The organism is Shewanella sp. SW32, assembly GCF_025653365.1.
GTDB lineage: Bacteria > Pseudomonadota > Gammaproteobacteria > Enterobacterales > Shewanellaceae > Shewanella > Shewanella oncorhynchi.
The window spans coordinates 1-24,429 of record NZ_JAKKSJ010000037.1 but is presented as its reverse complement, the minus strand read 5'-3'; the positions used below and the strand labels follow the sequence as shown (position 1 = coordinate 24,429).

Annotated in this window: 17 protein-coding genes and 1 pseudogene; all 18 read right to left on the bottom strand. The window is 40.7% G+C overall.

Annotation, left to right across the window (positions count from 1 at the left end):
* Positions 1–249: 249 nt before the first annotated feature.
* The gene (locus L5M28_RS19045) at positions 250–2,043 is read right to left on the bottom strand and encodes a hypothetical protein (protein WP_263204188.1); all 1,794 of its coding nucleotides are present in this window, start codon (positions 2,041–2,043) and stop codon (positions 250–252) included.
* Positions 2,043–4,367, bottom strand: coding sequence for an AAA family ATPase (locus tag L5M28_RS19040; RefSeq protein WP_263204187.1), 2,325 nt, complete (start codon positions 4,365–4,367; stop codon positions 2,043–2,045). The genes L5M28_RS19045 and L5M28_RS19040 overlap by 1 nt, the downstream gene beginning before the upstream one ends.
* Complete coding sequence (locus tag L5M28_RS19035; protein ID WP_263204186.1) at positions 4,360–5,868, bottom strand: hypothetical protein; 1,509 nt, start codon at positions 5,866–5,868, stop codon at positions 4,360–4,362. The genes L5M28_RS19040 and L5M28_RS19035 overlap by 8 nt, the downstream gene beginning before the upstream one ends.
* The gene (locus tag L5M28_RS19030; protein ID WP_263204185.1) at positions 5,852–9,163 is read right to left on the bottom strand and encodes a DEAD/DEAH box helicase; all 3,312 of its coding nucleotides are present in this window, start codon (positions 9,161–9,163) and stop codon (positions 5,852–5,854) included. The genes L5M28_RS19035 and L5M28_RS19030 overlap by 17 nt, the downstream gene beginning before the upstream one ends.
* A gap of 9 nt (positions 9,164–9,172) precedes the next feature.
* Positions 9,173–10,588 carry a serine/threonine protein kinase gene (locus tag L5M28_RS19025; protein ID WP_263204184.1) on the bottom strand — a complete coding sequence of 472 codons (1,416 nt, stop codon included), beginning with the start codon at positions 10,586–10,588 and terminating at the stop codon, positions 9,173–9,175.
* The gene (locus tag L5M28_RS19020) at positions 10,581–11,261 is read right to left on the bottom strand and encodes a PP2C family serine/threonine-protein phosphatase (protein WP_263204195.1); all 681 of its coding nucleotides are present in this window, start codon (positions 11,259–11,261) and stop codon (positions 10,581–10,583) included. The genes L5M28_RS19025 and L5M28_RS19020 overlap by 8 nt, the downstream gene beginning before the upstream one ends.
* A 30-nt stretch (positions 11,262–11,291) precedes the next feature.
* Positions 11,292–11,966 (bottom strand): vWA domain-containing protein, encoded by a 675-nt coding sequence (locus L5M28_RS19015; RefSeq protein ID WP_263204183.1) that lies wholly within the window; start codon positions 11,964–11,966, stop codon positions 11,292–11,294.
* A 299-nt stretch (positions 11,967–12,265) separates the two neighbouring features.
* Complete coding sequence (locus tag L5M28_RS19010; protein ID WP_263204182.1) at positions 12,266–12,559, bottom strand: hypothetical protein; 294 nt, start codon at positions 12,557–12,559, stop codon at positions 12,266–12,268.
* Between the two features lie 175 nt (positions 12,560–12,734).
* Entirely contained in the window at positions 12,735–14,441 is a 1,707-nt protein-coding gene (locus tag L5M28_RS19005; RefSeq protein WP_263204181.1) for a LeoA/HP0731 family dynamin-like GTPase, read from the bottom strand.
* Positions 14,441–17,476, bottom strand: coding sequence for a DUF726 domain-containing protein (locus tag L5M28_RS19000; RefSeq protein ID WP_263204180.1), 3,036 nt, complete (start codon positions 17,474–17,476; stop codon positions 14,441–14,443). The genes L5M28_RS19005 and L5M28_RS19000 overlap by 1 nt, the downstream gene beginning before the upstream one ends.
* Before the next feature lie 345 nt (positions 17,477–17,821).
* Positions 17,822–18,805, bottom strand: coding sequence for a 5'-nucleotidase (locus L5M28_RS18995; protein WP_263166151.1), 984 nt, complete (start codon positions 18,803–18,805; stop codon positions 17,822–17,824).
* Positions 18,806–18,977: 172 nt separating this feature from the next.
* On the bottom strand, positions 18,978–19,145 hold the full coding sequence (locus tag L5M28_RS18990) for a hypothetical protein (protein ID WP_263204179.1): 168 nt from the start codon (positions 19,143–19,145) through the stop codon (positions 18,978–18,980).
* A 285-nt stretch (positions 19,146–19,430) separates the two neighbouring features.
* Positions 19,431–20,036 carry an amino acid adenylation gene (locus tag L5M28_RS18985; RefSeq protein ID WP_263204178.1) on the bottom strand — a complete coding sequence of 202 codons (606 nt, stop codon included), beginning with the start codon at positions 20,034–20,036 and terminating at the stop codon, positions 19,431–19,433.
* Between the two features lie 15 nt (positions 20,037–20,051).
* Positions 20,052–21,473, bottom strand: coding sequence for a zincin-like metallopeptidase domain-containing protein (locus tag L5M28_RS18980; RefSeq protein ID WP_263204177.1), 1,422 nt, complete (start codon positions 21,471–21,473; stop codon positions 20,052–20,054).
* Between the two features lie 73 nt (positions 21,474–21,546).
* Positions 21,547–21,957: a hypothetical protein gene (locus tag L5M28_RS18975; protein ID WP_263204176.1), complete on the bottom strand. Its 411-nt coding sequence runs from the start codon at positions 21,955–21,957 to the stop codon at positions 21,547–21,549.
* Positions 21,958–21,993: 36 nt separating this feature from the next.
* Positions 21,994–23,166, bottom strand: a complete 1,173-nt coding sequence (locus L5M28_RS18970; protein ID WP_263204175.1) for a restriction endonuclease subunit S — start codon at positions 23,164–23,166, stop codon at positions 21,994–21,996.
* On the bottom strand, positions 23,163–24,134 hold the full coding sequence (locus L5M28_RS18965; protein WP_411569186.1) for a class I SAM-dependent DNA methyltransferase: 972 nt from the start codon (positions 24,132–24,134) through the stop codon (positions 23,163–23,165). The genes L5M28_RS18970 and L5M28_RS18965 overlap by 4 nt, the downstream gene beginning before the upstream one ends.
* Positions 24,135–24,235: 101 nt before the next feature.
* A pseudogene (locus L5M28_RS18960) lies at positions 24,236–24,429 on the bottom strand (IS5/IS1182 family transposase); the annotation flags it as partial.

Sequence of the window (24,429 nt, the reverse complement as noted above, 5' to 3'; positions counted from 1 at the left end):
TATAAAAAAAAGAATTATGTGATGAGTCTTATTTTTTGGTAAGCACTCTAATCTTTTCATATGATGTGTCAGATCTCGTCTGAACTAATACAAATAGACTAATAGCCTAACCCTGCCTACATCAGTTAGCATAAGCCTTGCTTGGCTTGAGATTATGGTTTCTTTTGGCGAAGCAAATAAATAATAACATCTTGCCATGCTGTCTAAAAATCACTTTCAAGAGATCTCCAGACAGTAGTGGACACCACTTTAGAAAAATAAGTTAATTGTCTGTTGCCATCGACCTGCTTTCTCCACTTTGATATTACTACCGATCTCAAAGACCCATAAAGAGCCATTAGAACGAATTTGCCAAGTTGCCGAACATAATTCACAACTAGCTTTAAATCCTTTTCCGCTTCTAGGGACCAAATTTGATCCTATCGTTTTAACTCCACAGCATGGACAAAACTTCAAAGCTTCTGCTGCAAAGTATCGCCTGAGAACAGCATCTTTATTTGTTGGCGCCAATTGAAAATTATCAATCCAAGCATAAATATTGAAACCCTCATTGGTCTGGGCATAAAAAACTCCGGAAGCGTGCAATTTTGGCCACTGTTCTAGAATCGTTTGGGGTAGGTTTGAAACTACCTCTCCATACTCTGATGCAAAAATGTTACTCCACCATCTCTGGATAATCACAATCATCAACTCTTCAGAAAACAGATCTTCTGGAGAACAATTGATAATACCCTCTGCATCTCCTTTCCAATTCAAACAGCACAAAATGCGTCCACAAACAGCTTCAATGTCCTGAGAAGCGTTAATCAAAGGTACAAACAAGACTTTTTTGTCAAAACCGGCGTTTTTACATAATAAATGCCAATTACCATCCCGAAAATAAAGTTGCCCTTCAATGCCACAAGGATGAGTTAACACCCAGTTCTTTTTTGACCGATTAGAAATCGTCCATCCCAATTTTTTATGCGAACGAAGAAGAAGCAAACCAATGAAATCTCGATAGCATTCAACATGGAATTGCGCCTTTTTAAAGATTTGTTGGTAATTCCTAGAAACAAACTCTATTTCTTTTACCCACAATTCCCACAGCTGACGAACTTGGATATAGTGCGGGTCGTTGTGTAAAATATTGGTATTTTTTAACACTAAAGAAACTGCCGCATCCCTTGGAATACAGCGATATGTTTCGGTTTGCTTTAACTGAAGAATTTTTCTTAATTGTTCTTCCAAACTGATTAATTGATGTTCCGAGTACTGTTTTAATTGCTCAGCTTCGTTATCCTTAAAAGACTCCCCCCACGTTTCACAAACAGAATGCCTTAGACTGCGATGGAGAGATGAACTGCCCTCTAGGTCTAATCCCTGACGCATGGCTTCATTCAGTTGCTTAACCTGAGCAATAAGAGTTCTTAGAAATCGTTCCAGATGATCGAGCAGTCTGGCAAATACACGATTCTCATAGATATGAACTTCATCCTCACTAATCTTTGCTCTAAGCTTACTTGGTACAATCCCTATAAACGTTCGTTGTTGCCAACATTCGGAGTGGGCGGCTAAATGCCGCTGATAATTATTTGCCGTGCGCTTTACCCTGGATACAGGTAAAAGCTCTTCATCATAGCGCATAGTAATACGCGGGGCCTTAGCAATAGCCTGTAAATGTCCCAAACTAAGCACTCTGTTCAATGCTATCTGTAGCTCAGTTGGCTCCAAGCTTTTTGCTATTTCAGCTGGTATAACCGGCGATACCAGATGGTCAGTATCAAGCTTATCGAAACTTAATTTAATGTTCTCAAGTGCATCAAAAGCTAACTGTCTTTTTGCTAAAAGCATGCTGTCAGTTTTTACCGTATTAAACCGAAGTAAAATATTGCTAACTACTATTTGCCCTCTTCCGTCGTCAAATAAAAGTGTACCTTCAGGCCATACACCAAGGGCTCCCAAAGAGGCTTTTTCAAGGAGCGCAAAGCGTCCCGAATCTATTGGCACAGAGGTATTACATTCAAAAATATCACCTGTAACACAATCAAGAAGGCGCAGCATCAAGCAATTTCCTTTCGCTCTAATTCATGCTCAATTCGTTCTTCGCACCTAATAGCAATGTCTGCTTTAAATAATTTATGCCACACATCGCTTAACTGTTTTTGCAATTCCGATAAATGTTCTGGCTTTGTGTCATAGCGCCCTGTGACCTTGCCGTTCCGGAAAAGTCTTACTGATAAAAGATGATCTAAGGCATCACTCATCGAGCCACCAGATGCAACAACTACCGGTAAAAATTTTCTGGCCTGCCGCTCTAATCGATTACCCCAGCCAATCCCAAACCGTTTAGCCAAAACATTAGTAACGTCATGCGCGTAAAGCGTATTGAATATCATATCAACATCTGTACGATATTCGCTGATGGCATTTTGAAAGCAAGTTTGAAGTGATGAAAAGCTATAAATGACAGATCTCTTTAATGTGCTTGGCAACTGCTGAATACCATTTCGGCCTAACTCCAAAACAAAGCTTCTGTCTTGGGTTTTATCCGCAAACTCAAACGTAGTTTCATCATGGTTGGCGGTACCGATGAACCACACATTATCTGCGACAGGTATCTTGCGGCCCTCTCTTAAATACCGAGGTGTTTTTGCAGGGGAATCTTCCATCAATACAACTTGTCTATCCTCACCAGATAATTCCAGCGCTGAAAGAAACTCAGCAAAATATTGTTCTGGCCGCGAAAGGTTCATTTCGTCAAGGAGAATGATATTAAAACGGTCTTGGTATGTTGGCGTCTGGGCACGGTAAAGAGCCTGTAAACACTCTTTTTCGTAATATCGTTTTTCAAAGGCATTGTAGTGGCCAACAAGATCATCCCGATCACGCCAACCAGCCTGAACAGGCACCACGGTACAATGTCCGCCAACCGCATTTGCGAATGCTTTCGCTAAGGTGGTTTTTCCAGTACCGGAAATCCCTTGAAAAATATGCAACTGGCTCATCGCCAAGCCACCCAAGAATAACTGCAGTGTCTCTTTATCAAAATACAGGGGGTTATTACGATCACTTTGAAAAATTCTTAACTGAAGCTCGTCAACAAATTCAGTTAGTGATCCAACAGGTTGAGTTGACGGGCTTTCGTTATATATCGTGTCCATCCGAGTTAACGCGGGGAAGACAGCCTGCCCTTGTTGACGATCTTTTAACTCATCAATTTCTTGCTTTAATTGCTCTGTCGCAAGTGAAATTGCATCGTTATGTTGCTTCAGAACGCGATTTTTCATCATCAAATTTTCGCGTTCCATTATACCAATGGCTCTTTGATGACGCTCTGCATTAGCCTCGTTTAGCTCTTGCTTTAGGTCTCGAAGTTGCTCTTCAAACGAACGATTTAAATCTCTTAGATGCTCAACTTCATCCTCTAAATCTTCAACAGGACGTCCAGAAAGTTTTTGCCGGTACTCTCTCATTGCCGATTCAATTTTTTCTACATGGAGTAAAAGCTCCTCAGCTGACTCCATACCTTTTTGCTTGAGCGCTCTCTCCAACTCAGAGAAATCCATTAATCGTGTCTTCAAATCGAGCACATTAATTTCGTCACGTTTTCGGTAACTTTTTAATCGTTCAATTTCAGATTCTAATATTGCGTTCTGCTGACTAAATTCCTGTTCAAGCTGAGCTTTCCTTGTTTGAACTGTTGTTTCAAGAAGCGTCTCTTTCGAAGATAGTTCTGCTTTACGCGCTACCAAGTCTGCTTTAGCTTTCTCTAGTTCAAATTTGCTCTGCTGAATTTCCTTGGATGCTGCCAAAAAATCCGCAGAAAGCGATCTGATCTGCTCTTCTTCCACATTCGCGGCTTGCAAAAATTCGTTCTGACTTTTTGCCAACGACTGCATGTGCTCGGCACGAGCTTTTGCCAATTCTGCTGTCAACATCGCAAGGGATTGACTATGTTGAGTAATAAAGCCAGCTTCGGCTTCAGCTTCTCGGGCTAACAGTTCTTCCGCTTTTCTAAGAACATCTTTTTCCATTATTAACAAAGCTGTCCGAATCTCTTGGGTCTCTTTACTACTTTTATCGTGTTCAGAAATTAAAGCCGATAATTTTAATTTTTCAGCCTCTAGGGAAGCTTTAAGGATATCGGCCTGAGCTCGGGCTTCAGTAATCGCTTGAAGTTCAGCTTCATACTGTTTTTTTGATTCAGTGAGTTGATCCACTAGTTGGTTTAATTTTTCAGTTTGATCTTTTTCTAACACACTTAAAACTGAATTGTCCGGCCTCTCACCGGTAACAGCTTCAACCTTATCTGCAATCGCAGTTTTTGATGATTTCGGTGTCATATATGATGCCGGAATACCAGCTTGTTTGTTACGTTTAACCACGTTCCAATCCTTCGAAAAATATATTTAAAAAATAGGTAGTTATTGCTGCCGCTTCCAATGCTTTCTTTTTGGAATTATCAGCGCTGCTATCCACATGTGCTGCACTGTCGCGCCAATGTGATAACTGGTAGGCAGCCAGAAAATGTGATTCATTGATAACGAAGTGTCTAAGCGGGTGATTCGGGTAGTCGGGCATCGACATTAAACATACCGCCATACATAAACGGAATGAGCCTTGTTTATTCCGTGCGGTACTGAAAAGGCTTGTCGGTTTGACCTGAATAGCCTCATGCACCTGAGCTTTTGTCAAAAAGGGCGAGGTTGCCCAAAAAAGCTTTTCAATATCTGATTTTTCAATAGTTCTAGGAAATATATAAAGGTTTTTTAGCGGGAATTTTTGCAAACAATAACGAAGACAATGCTCGATAACCCCTGAACTTTGAGTAATCAGATCACGATAATCATGGTATCTGTCTTCAGATTCTGAGGTTTCAACATCCAGTTTCCGGCTTGTCCAACCGTTCAGTAAGCCAACCAAACCATCAACTAAATCTGCTTTATGAAACTCCGCTAAAACTTCTAATTTTACCTGCTCCTCACGAGCGGCTGCTGCATCCTCTAGCGAAGAGAACTCGCCTTCAGTTTTGCCACCAATCAGGCTCGCAACTTCTTTAGAAAGTTTTGGCACAGATAAACATAAATCACGAATTTTTTCTCGCATCCAAAGCACATCATGATGAAGACCAAAAGGATCCGATACCCCCCAAAGCTCTTCCAATCCGACATCTGAATAAACCCAACCCCATAAGAATGCTGCAAAGGGTTCTTTATCTGACAGCTTCAAAACGTCCATCTGATAAATGGACTCAAATTCCTCTTTTGAACCCATTGAACGCGCGTTACGCTGTGCAGCTTGGGTTGAGGACATGATACTTTTAAGCGTTTCACGATTTGGTTCAAATGGCCTGACTCGGTCTGGCAGTATCATCGGCTGCCATAATCTAGTTGAAGATTTAGACATCGAAAACTCAAGCTGAGTATTTGAATCTGAAACAGGCTCAATCATATCAAGCGCATTACTGTACCTTGGTAAAAAGCTCCCTTTAATGGCATCCTGAAAAACGTAACCGGTTTTTAAGCTGCTAGCACCGGAAACATCATTGTTTAGCATATCAATGCCGTCTTTGGTGAGAGTTCCCGTCTTTCGAGCAATCCAGCCTTTGGGTATCAACTGTTGATTAATGATAAAACTGACGAGCTCAGGCTCTAAACCATGCCACCTTGCAAGCTCCTCGACCCGCTGGGAATCGATACCCTTTCCTCTGCCCATAGACAGTTGTGATAACAAAGCCTTTTCAAAAACGTTGGCGCGTTTTGTTTTTAAATCTGGCCCATACACCTGCCATACATAAATTGGTAAAAGTACTGGTCTAACTGCACGCCGATCATTGACAGGCGCTTGTTTGACGAAACAGATAAATTCATCAGAAAACTTTGCCATGTGGTCCCTCACAAAGTTTATAAAATGCCGGCAAACCGGGAAGCAAAGGCATTCCATCCTCAAGATTCCCGCTGTTTATGGTCCCCAGCTCTTTGTCTCCCACCACAATAAGCAATCTTTTCTGGCGACTCATTGCAACGTTAATACGATTTGCTAGCCGCAAAAAACCGAGTTTTTTATTTAACTCTTCTTCAGTCATTTCGATTTCAGAATCCCAGGTTCTAACAACGGAGAGAATGACAACGTCAAACTCCTTGCCTTGGAAAGCATCGACAGAGCCAACTCGAAGACGTTCGTCCCCGGTTTTGGTTAAACGAAATTCTCCAGCTATTTGCCAGCCATCATCTGAGTGTATTGCACAACCAAAGGCTTCTAGTTCCTGATAAATTGCATCGCGTTGAGCGCTATAGAATGTGATTACACCAACACTCAAATCAGGGTGATCACTAAGGATTTTAAAAGCCTCAGCGGCACACCGTTTCGCTTCAGCTATTCTCAGTCGGCTAGCATTATTGCGTTTCTCAAGCCCTTGACTTTTTGGAACATCAATCCATGCTGAGTGGAAACCTTTATAGCCATCTATCTGGTGCTCGAAATCTCCTGCCTCTAAACCAGACTTGATTGGTTCGAAGCCTTGCCGCTCATAAAATTCTTGACTGACAAAGCTACCAAGCTCAGGATGCATCCGGAACTGAGTGTCGAGCATCACGACGCGTTCCGGCCCGCCTTTTTCGTGCATCGTTTTAAATTTTCGGTGCAAATATTCAAATAAACTCATGCGCAAAAGCTCGCTCTTTACCAGATCAAGCTCTTGCTGTTCTTGAAGTTCTTTTTCCACCCTAGGTTCTAGCATGTGAGGAAGTTGGAGATGATCGCCGACCAACACAATACGAAACTTTGCCATTGACATGGGGATCATCAGGTCCAGTGGCGCAGCTCTGGCTGCCTCATCGACAATCACTGTATTAAATGAAATGCCAAGACGCTCAGAGTTCTCCTTGATGCTTGCCATGTGATCGCTGTCAGATTGCTGACAAGTAGCGCCTATTACCGTTACGTAATCTTTAATACTATCCTCAACATCCAACGCCCGCTCCTCCAAAGCTTTGACATAATCATACCGAGCCAGGAGTGGCCCCAGGGTTCTTGAGTTTGCAATTGATTGGTATAACTCTCGCTCCAGCATGTCTAATGTGTTGCAATCTGTTTCTGATGTGTAGGAGCGGAGTAAGAAAGGTCTGTAGTCAGGACGCACCAAATCTATCATTTGGTGTTTTAGCTCGCTTAGCTGCTGAAGCTGACTTTCTGATGGCACTTTTAAATCATTCAATGCTGTAAAAAGTTGCTTAAATTGACTGACCAAGGGAGCGGTGTTCAAGTCAGCTATACTTTTGCAAAAGCTTAAAAAATCTTGTAATCGTTCAAAACCGTCGTCATTAAAAGCCACAAGCTCAGTACGAATTCCACGAACTTTTTGCAGTAACTGTCGGCGAACACTATTTGATAAAGTTAACGACGAATTTTTATTAAGGTTGTCATATGTGGTCAGCCAAAAATCGTTCATCTCATGAGACAAATGCATACCATGTAGCTGAGAAAACTCGTTCAGCAGTTCTTGAATTTCATTTGAAATCACTTTTCTGACACTAGGCTCCCTTGCAATTCTTAACTGCAGCATCGCTTTTTTGATTTTTTCAAATTGGGCAAACACTGGCCAGGAGCGCATTTCCAATTCAAGCCCAGGCTTTAGCTCAAGTAATTTATTCAAGCGCCACTTTGTCACCATTATTTCAGAACTATCATTACCAAACCGTCTGCCGCCAACCTTAATAGCTGGCAGCCCAAATACCCCAGAACGTTCAATAACATTATCAACGGCATCATGCTGAAAACTTGTCAGCAACACCTGATGACTCAATGATTCTCCGGGAGAAAACTCTTCAGCGATACGTTGTTGAAGCGCCGCAATCACCTGCGTTTTACCGGTACCAGGGGGGCCAATAATCAATGCGACATCAGGCGTGTTAAGCGCAATCTCCAATGCCTTTTTCTGACGAATCGTCGGCTCACCTTTAAAGCGTTGTTTTGCTTTTGGCGAAATTGCCCTTAATTTTGATTTTCGTTCAACAGGTGGCTCTAAGCCCTCAAAAATCATCCGTAGTTGCGGCATTGGATTGTGGTGCGTTTTTATCGCGGTATAAGCTCGTTCCCGTCGATCGTTTGCAGTTTTATCCCCTTGAATAGAAAGAAACATAACGCCTTTGCGTGGTGGAACAGGCTGACTTAAATCAACTTCAATATAGGTAGGAAAAAACTTAAGATTACTTGCTAACAGCGGCCGACGCCCATCTGGTGACTTTTTAAACGAGCCTGATATATCTGAAAGCCACTCAGGAACTTCCTCGGAAATTTCAAAGGTCAGATCTTGAATACTCAGATCATCGCTCTTTTGCAGATTATTTATTCTTTCTGCAAAAGCAGCTGATTGACCATGACTCAAGTGCAACCTAAATCGGGGCGTTTCACCACCAGTATGCTTAGGTTCGGAGTAATTAACATAGCCCAACGTTTTGGCAGTTCTTGTCGCCTGCTCCCACTGAAGCTGGCTGTATGACTCCCAAAGACTTAGGTAGCTCCCGGTATCGTTAATATGTTGTTCTAATAAGTCTATTGCACCCGTTTTTAATAGTGCAGCCGAGGTACCATCAACAAAATCCACGTTGCCGACAATTGCTATAAAATCATAAGTGTCTCGACGTAATTTAGTCAGCCTCTTCGCTTTCCAAACACCCTGGTCATTTACAACAGACAATGCATGATCTTTACCGATGACCTTAAAATCTAAATGAGATTGTTGCCTGTAATATTGAGCAATTAATAATGGCTCTTCCAGTTCAATGACAAATGAGTGCTTAAGCCAAGCCGTTGCCTCGATGATGCTATTACTGGTTATCAATTGGTCCTGATGAAGTTGCGTCGATATATATGAATCGACAGCAATTTTTAGATCTAACGGCAGTCTGGTTGAAAAGCCAAGATATTCAAGATGTAGATGGTCCAAGCCTTTTTGCGCCAGACGCCACAACCCTGGTTGAGCAGACGCCAAATCGGCAGTTTTCAAATCTTTTGGATTTACCAGTGCAACCTGACCATGCTGAGCAACAACTAAGTTACCACTGTCGTTTACAACTTGAATTGCATGCCCTACTTCCCAGTTTAACGTAGTGGCATTACTGTCAATAAAGTTGACGCAATGGAGTTTTTTGTCGAAATAGCGAAAGTCCTTTAACCTCATATCAGCCCCTTACCAACGAAATGCCCAAACAGGGTGAGTCGTGACATCATCCGAAGGCATTGGAGGTGTCAAATGTACAAAGTAGGTTTTTCCGCGTTTGATTTCAGGAGCCAGCAATACACCCCTTGTAATTTCCTGTTCTTTACCATCCGCTAACAAAATTATCTTGTTGCCCGGAACAACTTTTAACGCCAAGCCATTTTCATTAAAACGGATCTGACATACCTCACTTGATTCTTGATATAACTGTGTACCCGCAGGTACTCGTTTCAATGTCATTACCTCACCTAAATTCACAATTTGACCGAAACCAGTTTTCAATAATTTTTGTTCAAGATTAGGATCTGTAGTGTATAAAAGCGCGGTCAACAACACGGAGTCCGTCGGGTTTGCTTCGTTTTTACAAAATGGACAAGCACTATTTCGGTTAAAAGTACTGCGGCATTTTGGGTTATGGCAGTTTAATAACAGCGATATTGCTTCATCAACGGTGCTGCGCCACTCAGTGATGGTTGGACGTTCCCATGAACAATTTTTACCTTGCTCAAAACATCGCTGGAATAAAGTCTGTAATTTTTTCGTTGCAACCATCCCCAGCGGGATCCCACCGCTGGATGCGTTACAATCATCAGAACTATCACCAACCCACGGCAATTCGCCACGATAAGCTTGTTCCTGTAAATCAGGCTCTCCATCCTCTACCAACATCCCTATCAACGGATGTTGCATAGTCAGCAATTGATAGGCAATCACCGCAAAAGACCAAGCATCGGTAAGACTATTCACACCTGATTCGCCCCTTACGACCTCTGGCGCGCCAAAACCTGGTGAGTAGAGGTGCATAGAACTGGCACGTTCACTGATACAAATATTGTCGCAATCAATGAGCCATACCCGCGCATCATTAACATTTTCAGAGACAAAAATGTTACTCGGTGATAGGTCGCCATACGCCATTCCGCGCGCATGAAGTCGAGAGAGAGTGTCAGCAAGTTGGGCCAAAAGTTGTAAACGTCTTTTTAAGCCACCTGTTTGCAGGAAGCCATGGAGACCTTTACCTTCAACTAAGGCAACAAAACTTCGCTCCATTTCACTAGTTAATGAATGGAGTCCGTCCATCAACTCCATCACATAACCTGGCACAGGTTTATTAATTAATGCCTTGGGCGCCGCGATTGCCAGGCCATCCAGATCCTGGCGCAAAACCCACTGGATATGATTGAACCATTGCTCTTGTTTTACTTTATCTTTCTTATAGAAGGTTTTAACTAAGGTGTTCTGATGATTTGTCTTCCAAACCTTCCCTTGGCCGCCCTCACCCAAAAGCTCCAAACAGTCATAATCAGCACCATATTGGTCCTGAACAACTCGCCTTTTTGAAAAAGCTTTTGGTTTATCCTTTGTTAATACCGGTTGTTCACTCATTGATACATCCTTGCGGTAGGCATACCGCTATCACTGTTTTGTCATCACTATGCCCAGGGGTTGGCCAGTTTATTAGTTGACGCCTCAGCCAAAGCTTGCCCAGCCTCCGGCTTTTCTTAACTAGTCCATCAGTTAAACACTGACTAAATGCTGTGGGATCTAACAAATCTTCACTAATACCATCAGTCATCAATAACAGACTATCTCTGTGTTCTTGAAGATAACCAGAACCAAAACGCCAATCCGATAAATGCCGGGAGATACCTAGCCCTGTGGTTTCATTGCTAAAACCTGTCGTCTTAGCGTTGGAAAGTACCGAGGTGGGCGAAGCAATCATGCCATCGCCTAAATGGGCATAACGAAAGCGTCCGTCCGCCATGCCCCAAACCAAAATGCACGTTGTGACGGCATCTGATGGTTCAACGTTCAAAGCTTTTAATTCTGCCAGCCAGCACAAATAAAGCGCCCGGACTATGGTTCTATCATCAGCATTAAAATCGTGCTTTTGAACGCTTAATATGGCTGCCTTCGCGGCCTCTCGTGACCCAATATCTGACTTGGGACGAGAGCCCATACCATCACAAACAACGGCAGCCCAACACTGTTTCCAACACCTGGCTGACTGGCAATCTTGGTTTGGTAAACTGTCACGGATATGAGCAGGCCCAATCACAGAACACTGATAGAAACGCAGCTTCACTAGTTAGAAACCTAGTTCAAGCAGATCGTCATCGTCTCCTGGTAGATACTCAATTTTAACCGATTCATTAGGCTTCACACTTCGCGAACGAGCGCACACACTCATGGTTACAGCCTGGAAAAAATTGCGAATATCACGCGCATCGTTTGCCTGAAATAATGGCGCTTCTAAGTCATTGGTAAATTCTTGGAGGAAATTCAGGTCAGCATCAGAGCCAATAGCTAAAGCTAGCCGAGTTACTTTTTGTGAACGCTCGCCAGAAACAAGCCGTTCAAAGGGTCGTCTTATTTCATCAGTAGGATGGCCATCAGAAACCAAAATGACAACTGGACGATAAGCTCGTGATGGGATCAGCTCTTTGTCTTCCAAAAGCTCAGTAACCAGGTCGAACGCAGCTCCCATTGGGGTACGACCTGATGCGTCAAGACGGCTAAATGCTTTAATACTGTGCGCTGGCGATAACGGCAAATGCTGTGTAACGCTCTCACCAAAAGTTATCAAACCAAGCTGAATCTCTGCATTCATTCGGCCTTCTTGCGCGAAACTCTCAATCATATCTTTTAAAGCTTGGTTTAACGCTTCGATTTTGCCATCAGCGCTCATACTGCCGCTCACATCAGCCAGAATAATGACTGGTAATGGCCGCGCGGATTTGGCAACAAAATCATTAATACCCATAAAATTAATTTCCTTATCTATAAAACGTCCAGCTTACATATCAAGACTTATGCCAGAACAGAATCCCTATTAGTATCATGCAATTATCAGGCTAGCTATAAAAAAGAACGGCAATATATAGTTATATTTCACATTTTTAAGTAATTTATTTTACCTAATAAAACAACTTATAGTGCGTTTAAACTTGGTTTAAAAAGAAACAACCATTGTATTAATAAACCTCTTTAACATCGAAATAGCTAATTAAGCACAATCTTATTTTTAATGTACCCACATCCTTCGACTTCCTCACTCCCCATTTATTTCTGCCTCACATTCACGTTGATATTTGGAACAAGCAATAGCAGGTTGACAATATCAACATTATTTAAAATCATAGCTTCAGTTAGCGGGTATCCTATTCCACCCCAAGCTCTCTGTTCAACCTTATTTCCCAGTGCAAGGCCCGCCATCACAAGATTTACGTAATCAAACTTAATAGCCGATATCAACAACATACTTTCGTATGTACAGGCGATTTGCAAATAGATCGCAGCCTCTATATAGCATTGCTTTTCAAGTAACTCTTTTACTTTCCCTAGGACTTCGGCCAAGTAAGCTGATTCGGCGCTATTATACGAAATGATGTCAAACTACTCTCGATGTTTTTCAAGATGGTATCTATAGTTAATATAAAATGGCGAATATTAGGAGTGATTCAATGCTATTTCCCAAGCATTGAGTCACTCTGATAATTAATTTAAAAATATTATTTACAAGCAGTTTCTATTAACTTGTCAGCTCGCTAAATTCTGCGTCAATGACTTCAGCAGTCTCGCGCCATGCTTTAAAACTTAACTGACGCTTTTGACTCTCTATCAGGCTTGCCTCCAGTGACTCGAAGTTATGCTTAAGTTCGAGGTAATCGCTGAAAAATTGTTGTTTAAATTGCTCAGCGTTGATTAGCTCAACTAATTCTTTACGCTGTAGTTCAAAATTTTCCACCATTTCAACAATCGCTTGGCGGAAGTTGTCTTCGCGTTTCTGCTGTTCCCAACTATCCCAAGCTTCGATAGCAATTCCAATAATTGCTAACGCTCCATTAGCACCCTTAGCAAATTTCATCGCCCCCCATGGTTTGAATTTAAGATACTTGCCTATATCCAAACCAACCGTTTTGGCTACGGTGATAATGCCATCACGAGTGGCTAATATCGTTGTGTTGTTAATCAGGTTGCCTTTTAGAAGGTGATTCACCCCTTGCTTGCCTAAACCTCTGATTATATTATTAAAGTGATTAACTTCGGTATCGAAACCTAGCTGCATTTTTTTTATATCTAGATTAATTGATTGGGTCTGCCTGCTAAATTCATTCTGAATACGAGTATTCAGCACGATACCTTCGGCCCCAATTTCGTTCTCAAAAAAATCACTAAAAGACTCAAGACTACATCCCTTAGCCTGTACGATTAAATCAGAAAAATAGTGCGTAATAAAATCACGTAGACTGATACACACATCTTCAATTTTTCTATCTGTCGTAGCAAGCTGAGATTTCAATCGAGCATGAAGTTCACTGAGTTTACTAACCTCTTGTGTCACTTTTTCATCGTTCTCTATGGCTAATGGTAATTGATTGTTTAAGACATCACGGATCACACTGGAGCGCATCTCATTAACCAATGCTGTGCTACCGCCATTATGATTAATTTTATGAGAAGTAGCAGCTTGCAAAGTAGCAATTTGGGACAGCTTCTTAAACTGTTCAATATTTTCCAACCAGTGCTCGGTGCCTAAATCAAATGGATTAGCAGCCACTGCGACGATAGAAAGATCAGCCGTTTCCTCATCATTCAAACCTACCAGTTCTCGTAAACGCCCACACACGTTGCTACGTTTAACGTTCAAATTATCGAGGTAATCTTGCTCATCTTCAACATCAGCCACTTCATCGAACCGACTAAGCACAAAAACAGTACGAGGCAGCAAATCCAATGTGCGGAATAACCAAACTAAATCATCCTTGTGGCTTTCTTTAATTGGATTAGTCGAATTCATCACATATAGTACGATGTGAGCCTCACTGACATACTTTTTTGTGATGTCTTTGTATTTTTCAATCGCATGAGTATCTGCGTTTTCCTGCTCCTTAAAACCAAAAAGACCTGGAGTGTCGATCAATACAAATTCTTCGTCAACTTCGTAAATCTTCACTTCATTGGAAGACTCCTGATGACTTATTTTCATGCTAGTCTTATCAAGTTTCTCCATCCAAGCGGCAGCAATCGAAGTTTTACCCTCTGAAAAACCACCAATTAGGGCTACTTTAAGTTTTTCACCCGCTACACTATCGATTGCAGTTTGCAATTTGTGGCTTAAGGAAGGGTCAACAACTACGCCTACTTCTTCCCCTTGTTTAAGAAACTGTAATAACTTTTCCAGTAGCGTTAACGAACGCGACTGCTGAACTTTAAAAGATTCAAGTGTCTTTTTCATTATTTAGATCCTAGGTTTTCGATTTGTGTGGAAAGAGTTTGTAATTGATGAGTCGATTGACTCAATAACTGCAATAGGGTTTTCATTTGTTCCGCTGGTGCTGTAAGTGCTTGCTCAAGTAAATCTATTTGAGGCTTCATCTCACTGTGCACACTCTCTAAGCTAGTTTTAAGAGACTCACTGAGCTGAGCAGTTATTTTGCGCAAATTTTCATCAGTGGATTTACGTTGTTGAGCTTTTTTATAATCTGAATCAAAAGCACTCCATATCGATTTTGCAAAAGAGAAAACCAATCCAGCCAAACCCAGTACTAGTACCCAGCCACCAGTCCCTAGAACTGCTGCAATTGCTCCCACAAAAGTTAAAAGCAGACTTCCAACTTGAATACCGTTATCTAAATTGAGCTTAAGTTCAAACTTACCGTTTAACTGTATACTATTAAATTTGTTGTAGATATCGGAGAGTTCCCTTGCTTGCTCTTCAAAACGTTGAAGAATATCTTCAACGTCTTCTTGAAACCCTTTTATCACTACAGTCATTTTCTGTGGCAACTGTTTAATCAGGTTTTCTTGCTCACTCTCAATATAGCCTTTAAGTTTCTGCTTAAATTCATCATTGCCGATATCATTATCAATAATCTCGTACATCTTGTTTTGCACGTTGCTCTTAAACTGTTGAATCAAGGTGTCCCCGCAGGATCCTAAACGTATTTTAAAACTACTAACACTTCCCGTTAACTGCGCTTTAGCACTGTTACTATCGACACATAGCGATTTAGTAAGCTCATCAAACTTACACTTTATATCTGTGAGAGTATTGACGGTTTGGTTGACCGCATCATTGGCTTTATGAAAGTTTGCTTTAGTAATTTTCTGTTTACTACCACTCAGCAATTGCTCACTGAGCAGTTGTATAAAGTCTCGCATTCGAGATTTGTCGAGCAGATTTTCAGCACTGAAATCAACAAGAAATTTATTGCGTCTTTTAGCATTTTGTGTATTGGGAGAAAAATGATTTGTTGATGCCAAAAATGCTGGTAAAGCTGTTAATGAGAACACTTCACGATAATGTTTGCCTAGCTGCTCACGCATTTTCGTATTAAGGCCAGCCAAACTGGTATTTTCATCTTCAGATGTTAACGGCCGATCCGTCAACGAATGTTTAGGATTGGTGATTTTCTTATTAAAAATGGTCCAAACCTCGGTTTGCGCACCAAGATGCTCTTTTATTTTTTCGAGGGTGCCTTTACGTTGCTCATCGCCAGTTTGAGGAGGTGCGGCCTGATTTGTAACATAAAATACTGCATGTGCTGTCTGTACAGCATGCTCAATTTCTTCACTGATTAACCCTTCATTGCCTTCAATACCCGGCACATCCAACAGAACAAAGGACTGACCGTTAAAGTCGAATGTATAACGATGGGTTTTACGGGTAAAATCAGCGCGGCCATCACCAATGATTTCCCCATCGGCGAACATGTTCAGTTCTTCGGTGTGTGTTTCAGCTTCTTTAAGCTTCAACTCTAAATCTTGTTTAGCTTGTGTGGCAATCAATTTTTGCTCTGTGAGCAATGTAATCGCATCATTGTGCTCGGCAATTAAACTAGTTAACAGCAGTTCTAATTCAATCAACTGTTTTTCTTCAGGAAACTTTCTAAAGGCATACAGTATTTTCTGCCAAAATGTAGCGGTTAGCTTGCGCTGTTCAATCAGTGCTTTTAACTGTTCAACTGAATTCACAGCGTCATTATTTTTTTGTTCATGCAACTCAACTGCCGTATTCAGGGTTTGATCCAATTCACTGAGCCGAACATCGGATTGCTTAGCGTCTTGTTGTAATTTATACCAACTTTCCTCGTTAAGGTCATATTTGTGCTGCAGTTCGCGAAACAATTGCTGGCTAGCAAGTTTACTTGGTTCTTGTAAAAGAATACGCAACGTTTCTATAATGGTCGACTTACCAGCCCCTGTTTCACCATAAAATGCGATGGTAAAATTATTCCATTCAGCACTTTTCTCCAGTGTAGCAAGCTGTGTTCTTAATTGTGCTTGGTTCTCTAATAGCAAGACCCTTGCATTATTTTGTACCTGGCCAAGGGCTTCGTTATTTGATTTGTTATCTATAGAGCCGATGATCCGATTAAGTTCATCATTTATACGTTGGTAAATATCACTTGGGCTATTCAGTTCAAACATAATATTATGTCGTTCCAATGTCGGTTGGTAGTAAAGGTTATTAGAGGTAAAGGTAAGCCTCTCTACATAAGGTTTTGGGTTTTCTTTAGATAATTTAAACTCTGTAATTATTAATACTTCGGCCAACTTCTCCCAGTAATCGCAGTGGCTAAACCCACAAATTTCAACATTCTCAAAGTGCTCAACCTGATTGCGTCCTAAACAAGTCTCCCCTATGTTCATCAGCAAGCTCCAATCAGCCTTGGAGTATGCATTCAGTATTCGCCCCTTTACCAAGCTTCGAAGCTGTTTTGCCTCATTAGGTTCAACAGTAACAGCCGCAGCCATTAGTAACACATCGTTAATTATCACCTTGCAATCAGCTGTTTCACCTAATTTTCTCAAACAACTGATAATCAAACGGCCACCTAGAGAATGACCAATCAAGTTAATGGTATTAATTTCAGGATGCTTTCTAGACAAATAGTCTTCCAGTTGCGTTAATAGCTGTTCACCCATTATTTCGGCGCGCGAACGAATTTTGTAAAAATGTGTCGCTCTATCGGCTACACAAACTAATGGAAAAGCAGACCAATGTATTCGGGTCGAAGCAACAAGCAATTCCCGTGTGCGACTATTAATACTGGTAAAATGACTCGATGGCCAGAAAGCAAAAATATTTGTATGCACTTTAATGGATTCAGGAATACTGCCAATTAATTTTTCTCGATCTTCAGCATTATGCCCTGCACTATATCCGTGGATAAAAATATTAGCTTCTGACGCTTTATCACTGAAAGTCTGAAGGGAGTGGAATTTAAATTTTTTGTTCATTAAATTAATTGATTCTTCTTTAACCATATAAGCAAGGGTTTTATGTTCCTTGACGTAACACTATAGGATTTTTAGCTTTACACCCATAGTAATATGCTTGTAATACACTACAAGTTTAATCATATTATCTAACACCGTATAAACTTGCTCTAAGCTAGAGTGTCATTTTTATTTTTTGTTAACTAGATTTTTTAAAATCTCAAACATAGATGCTGACTTAGGCATTTTTATAAACTTAAAATTTGTGTGTTGACATTCTGGACACTCTTGTGGAGGCCCAATGATGACATCAGATCTACAGTATTGCTCTTTTTTCCAACCGCAGTTCTCACACTGCCAAGCCATATTTCCAAGTGGCATAACCATTATTAATTACTCCCTGTGTTTTGACATGAGATCACTTGCTAACTTTTCAGACAATGCTGAATCACTAAGATAAGGGACTTTTCCGGAAGGAACTAAATTAGCAGCAGCATCAAGGTGCACGTCCTGATCATCGAAGAAGATGTGAGGCCGAAAGGCTTTTAACACTTTAGTCTTCTCTACTCCTCCTAAGAAAAAAGCCTCATCAACATACACGCCCCAATGCCTTAAGGTTTTAATTACTCGCATCTCCGAAGGGCTATTACGAGCAGTGACTAATGCAATGCGGATCGGTGAGTATTCAACGCGAATGGGTAATCTATCCTGCAAGCGAGACAACTTATGCAATAAACTGGCGTAAGGTCCCTCTGCCATTGGGATATTTTGTTTTGCGTCTTCTTGAGCATGAAAGGCTTCCATACCTTGGGTTTTGTAAACCAATTCACTTTCATCGGAAAACAATACGGCATCACCATCGAAGGCGATGCGGACTTGACCCTCGGGTATTTCAGGTGCATCCGTTGGCGGCGCTTTTAATATTGCCGCGGCGCAGTTCTTGGAATCAATCACCTGCTGAGCATCTTTAACATTGGTGGTGAGAAACAGGTCCACATCAAAGGCATCGAGATAATCGGCTACGGTTTCGCCCGCTGTAAAGGCTGAACGGGTAATGTTGAGCTTGTCGTGGCGAATAGTATTAAGCACCCGAAGACCGGTATCTGGGCTGTTTTGTGACATCACCACAACTTCAACAAGAGGGCTATTGCCCTGCTGATATTGATTAAGGCCAAGTAAAGCTTTGATCAGAGGGTAACCGGTCCCAGGTTTTAGCGGCTCATCTTCGTGTGCCAGCATAAACTCGCGGTATTTTTCTATGGCAGTATCAGGATCTGATTCAAAGGTTTTTCTGAAAATTTGGTCAGATTCAGCCATATCGAATAAGGCCGTGGCTGAAATACCAACGACTAATGTATTAGAGAGATCTAGTGGCATAAAAACATCCTTGTTTCAGTGGCTTGTATTCAAGCATGAAGCTTTGCTGAACTCAATTTTTTTTGATAGAAAAGTTAAATAATCATAAAAAATACTGCTGAATACACAGCATATCCATTTAATGGAATTCGGCTTGTTACCTTTGTTTAATACTATTCCTAAGCTAGTCATATTAATCCTTTAACTGTTTTTGCTGGTCAAGCTCGGTATCCTGGCTTGCTATGTTTTTACTAACAGGCACTTCATAGGTGTCACCTTTGACAAGGTATACTAGCAAGGCGATGGCGTTGATGATCAAAATCACAATTAACAGGGCTAACAGTAACAACAGCTTGGACATTGCTCATACCTTTTCAATAAATGTATGACGACTAATGCCAGAACTGCACCACAATCACGCCAACAGCTATAAGCCATTTAAATGTTTACATTTCAATTGCTTGCGATAAACACGTTTAATCACGCTAATTAAACTAGGTAATCAATCTTAATAATTGGTAATTATTATTACTTTCTGTAATCACTCAATTGCACTATATTGTCACCAGCAAGAGTACTACTTTCAGCCGAACTCTCTGAAGCCGTAATTAGTCGCTGACGCTAAAACAGGCTTTGTTGGTAATGGTTACGGTTCCATCAATATGCCCTGGCAGTAATCCATCACCTTTACTATCGGCATAAACTTCTTCCTTTCATTTTTTGTACGTTTCATTTGGGTATTTAAATGAATCGATAAATCCGTATTTATTTCACTGGGCAGGTCATCAAGCCCTTGCTCTGCGATTGTTTGGGTTATCCAAATACTGGCATCGCTAATATGACCGCTAATGCTGATGTCGGTATTTTTTACCCTGTTAGTTTCAAATGTAACTTCAGACAAATCACTTAAAAACACCGCAGTGTCGCTATTGGGCATAGCACGCAGTTGTTGCAGGGTTTCGGCAAGCGCATATTGCCATTCCATTAATAGGCGCTTTGTGAGTTCTTCAAGTGACAAAATGCCCGTTACAGGAATAAACATCGTAAAACGGCTGTTGGCTTCACAGGCAATAATGGTTTTATAGCCTGATTTATAGGCATTATCGATAATATGCAGTTGCCAGCAAAACACTTGTTCATCTGACACTAACCCATGAACCCCTACTCTTTGGCCCTCTTGTGCAGGTAAGCGCGGTAAATCAGCCTTTAACCATTTATTAAGGGCGTTTGTGGTAGAGAGTAATAATTTCATATGTGGTTAATTCTATTAATCGTCTCTTTTAGGAACATAAATAAAATTACTGGCTCGGTTCGCAAAGGTCGCACTTTTGTCTACATGATTCATCCATTCTTTATCATCTAGTTGCTCAAGCCAGTGTGCAATATATTGAATAGAGGATGCCCTAACCTTTTTAGTAATACCAAAACGAGCACACAAGAAGGAAGACCCTATTTCGGCGATTAATTCTTCAAAAGCATACTTATTGTCGCCAAAACACCCGAACTCACGATTACAACGTGTTGCATGGCCAGTCCAATGTACCATCTCATGTAGTAAGGTTGCGTAATAAGCTTTAGTACTATCTTTAGCTTTAAACAACGCTTTATGAGGCATTTTAATAAGATCCGACTCATAATGATAAGCAGCAGTACCATCTACGTTTGAATATTCGATATTAATGGATAACTCTTCAATACGTCGGGTTAATACGGCTAAGTCTTTTACCTTAGCGTCAGCAAAACTTTTACCGGTATAACCTATAACTTCATCTGCGTTATATACTATGGAAATTTTTCGACCAAAACTACTTTCAGTTAATTGCTTATCCTCACTGTCAAAGCTACCGAGCTCATCTACATTCCCTACTTTAAAGTAATGAAATACAGGTGCTATTTTTGCTTCTTGCTTTAATTCATAACCAAGTTTTTCCCATTGAGACTTTGTAGCCCATAAATTGCTGTTGTAGCCATACACATGGGCCATTATTGAGAGAAAAAACCAGGAGTGCAGCGATTTATATTCACGGTGACTTTTAGCGTTGTAATGAGCACTTGCATTAACCGTAATGAGCCATTCTGGCAAAAAATCTTTGTTCTTTTTTCTGAGACCTCGATTAATATTTTCAAACACATCGGCGTCTAATTCCCAATTAGATGTTGTAATTTGAACAATATCAACTAAGCGTTTTAGTTGTTTAAATAATGGTTGTTCAAGAAAAACCAACAAGTCTTGAGCTGACTCAAAATCGTGTTCGTGTATATCTAAAGTATTTAAAAAATCACACCACCAATCAAACTCTTCTAATAAAGACTTTACATCACCTTTGGTGACATTAGCCCACTCTTCATTATGCGAACCGTTAAATAATTGTTCTAGGCTAGAAGTATTATGTTTATACGCTAGCGCGCTTAATATCTCTGAATAAGGCAATCCGAGCCATATTTCTAAGCTAGAAATCTCTTGTGATGCTTGCCTTAAACCATTGATACTGGCGTTTAAACATTGATTTTCATCTAACCAATTAATTGGATTAGAGGTCGATTGTGTTTTATACAAGAAAGAATTGAACCGAGTATTACCATGTAATTCAGCACTTCGAGTTAAGAGGCTTTGAATTGTACACCCTGTTATTAATGCATACTCTTGTTGTATGAAAAAATTCTGTCTAAATTCTGTAAGATTAACCATACTGTTAAAATTCCGTTTTATTATTCAAACATCATTACTTGTTTACTGATTAGCGAGCCAGTTATATCGTTCTTTAATTTAAAATGGTTTCAACAAACTCATCCCCTGCCCAGCTGTATGATATAAGTGTTATTTCATACAAACTCATATCGCAACAGTTAATCACTTCTAGCTTCATATCATTTAACTGCGTTTCAAAACAACCATCTATAAGCTCATCATTATCGAACTCTTCTGCTTTAAATTCATAGCAGCGTTTCAAATAACCTGAGAAGCCAATTTGATGTTCTGCGGTGATCTTTACATCATTATCAAGCTGTATATCAACATCCCACTGTGAAAATTCCACTTGAACTTCATGCTCAAAATTTTCGTGCATGGTAGGTATATCACCTTCAGCATCAGCTAAATCCTCTGATGTAAATTCATGCGTTATCACTAGTTTAAATTGAGCCATAATTTCAAAAACAGCGCTATCTGACATACTGACCTCCTTGTTCTTCATTTTTATACAATAGGGTTATAGCTCGCCAGCGAAAGCTTTTTGGCTTAGTGAATTAAATGAATCAGATAATAAAACTTCACTTGCATTAAAGCTTTTCAGTTTTTGATTAGTAATTTTTACTATTGATTCAAAATCATCTTGTAATTTTTTTGGAGGTAACATAATTTCTATATTCTGCAATTCCTGAGCATTAATGTTTGCCATACCTACAATACTTTTACACATCCCAACCAATGTCTTTTTCCCATGAGCAGAGTTTAAATAACCTGATAGATAATAATTATTACCTAATTGATTTGGACGAACCCTTACTAGATAACCAGCAATAGCCATAGGGATGTCTTCTTCAAAAACAGCTGTCTTCCCAACTAGCTCTTTGCTATTTGTTCTATTGAACAATAAGTCACCTTTTTGGGCTAGATACTTAGGTTTATCTTTGTCACTTAAATCGATATATTTTAAGCTAGAAAAGTTCCAGCCACCTTCATAAGTAATATTTCCCATTCGCAATATAGGAAACTCGCCTTCGGTTTCAGACGCTTTACCGGAAGAACCATAATTTGCCGTATCTACAAAGTCACGAATAGTGCCTATTGGGAAACCCTTCGGGTTGGTGACTGGATCGCCGAACATATCGAGGAAGACGGCACGGAGGAAGTCGTCGGCAAGTTGGATAGCTTGCTTACGTTTGCGGCGGATGGCATCGGCTTTATCTAGAATCGCGGCAATGCGTTTTTGCTCGGCTAATGGGGGGAAAGGAATTTTGTAATCTTTTAGAAAAGTCGATGAAATATTAGGTTGCGCTCCACCTGAACCAGCTTTCACGAAATCGGGCTTACAATATTTTAATAAATAATAAAGAAAATCGATATCAACATTTTTATTCGGAACAAAGGCAGCACAAGCTTGGTTAGTACAGGCTTCAACATTTAAAATTGAGCATGCACCGATTGTTGCTCCATACATAGCAACCAATACTGTACCCTTAGGATACAATCTGGTTGAAGAGCCTTTTAATCCAGCTTGGGTAATAAATTCAGTAGCTGATTCAACATACTTGTTGTGTAAGTCACCTGTTTTTACCCAATGAATTTCCCCTCCATCATAGTATTCAGACTTTTGACGAGACGGTGTTCCACCTGAAGTAACTTTAAATAACTCACCCAATTTTACCATTGGCCAACTCACAGCATTGCCTCCAGCTCATTCAAGTCTTTTAGAATGTCGTTTTCTAGTGCTTTAAGCTTGGTTAGGATGACTTTTGGGTCGTCATAGACTTCTGTAGTATGCACCACTTCTTTGTAGCGATTGATGGATAAGTCGTATTTGTTCGTTACGATATCGTCTTTACTAACCCAAAAGGCTTTTTGAGTGCGATCGTTGGCTTCTGTTTCAGCGGCTAATTTATCACGGGCTTTAAATTCAGCGACTAAGCTCGGTAAGTCGTTAGCTTTTATTGGAGTGCGTTTATCGTCTAGTGAGAAACCATCGGCTTGGACATCATAAAACCATACATAATCAGTGCTGCCGCCTTTGGTGAAAATAAGGATAGCAGTAGACACGCCAGCGTAAGGTTTAAATACCCCACTTGGTAATGAAATGACCGCTTCAAGCTGGTTGCTTTCGACTAATAATTGACGCAACTGCTGGTGGGCATTGGATGAGCCAAATAACACACCGTCTGGGACGATGGTGGCCGATTGACCGCCAATTTTTAGCATGCGCTCAATCAGCGCGACAAACAGCAGCTCAGTCTTTTTGGTTTTAACTTTTCGCAGCAGCTCAGGGCAAACGTCTTCTTCATCTAAACTGCCTTTAAATGGCGGATTAGCAAGAATGATATCGAAGCCTTCTTTTGAATCTAGTGGGAAGTTTTCACTAAAGCGTTGGCTTAGGGTGTCTTGATAATGCACGTCGGGTTGTTTAATGCCGTGCATCACTAGGTTCATTGCGGCAACCCGAAGCATGGTGGCATCAAAATCAAAGCCGTGAAACATGTCGGTGTCTATGTGTTGGCGTGCTTGTTGATCGATTAAATCACCAGAAAATAGTATATTTTCAAGCTGCTGGCCTTGATTGTCTAGAAGCGGTTTACCGTCTTCATCAAATAATGGTTCACGTTCTATACAGTCTTTTGAGGTGTATTTTTCGAGCAGGTATTCGTAAGAAATGGATAAAAAGCCACCGGTACCACTCGCTGGGTGGCTTTGTTTCCTAAATCGAGTCAGCGAACAAAACTCTCATCATTGTTCAAATATCAAGCTACATAGTGGGTTTCAGGCATACCTAGCCCAGTAAGCTTGTTCAAAGCCCTAATCATCGCGTAAGCTTCTCCCACCTGAGCGTTATAATTCCGCATGCTCAACGTGCCTCCTAGCAGTTGTTTTATCCTGTACATGGCGGTTTCTGAGATTGAACGGCGATGATAACCATATCGTTTTTTCCACTGCT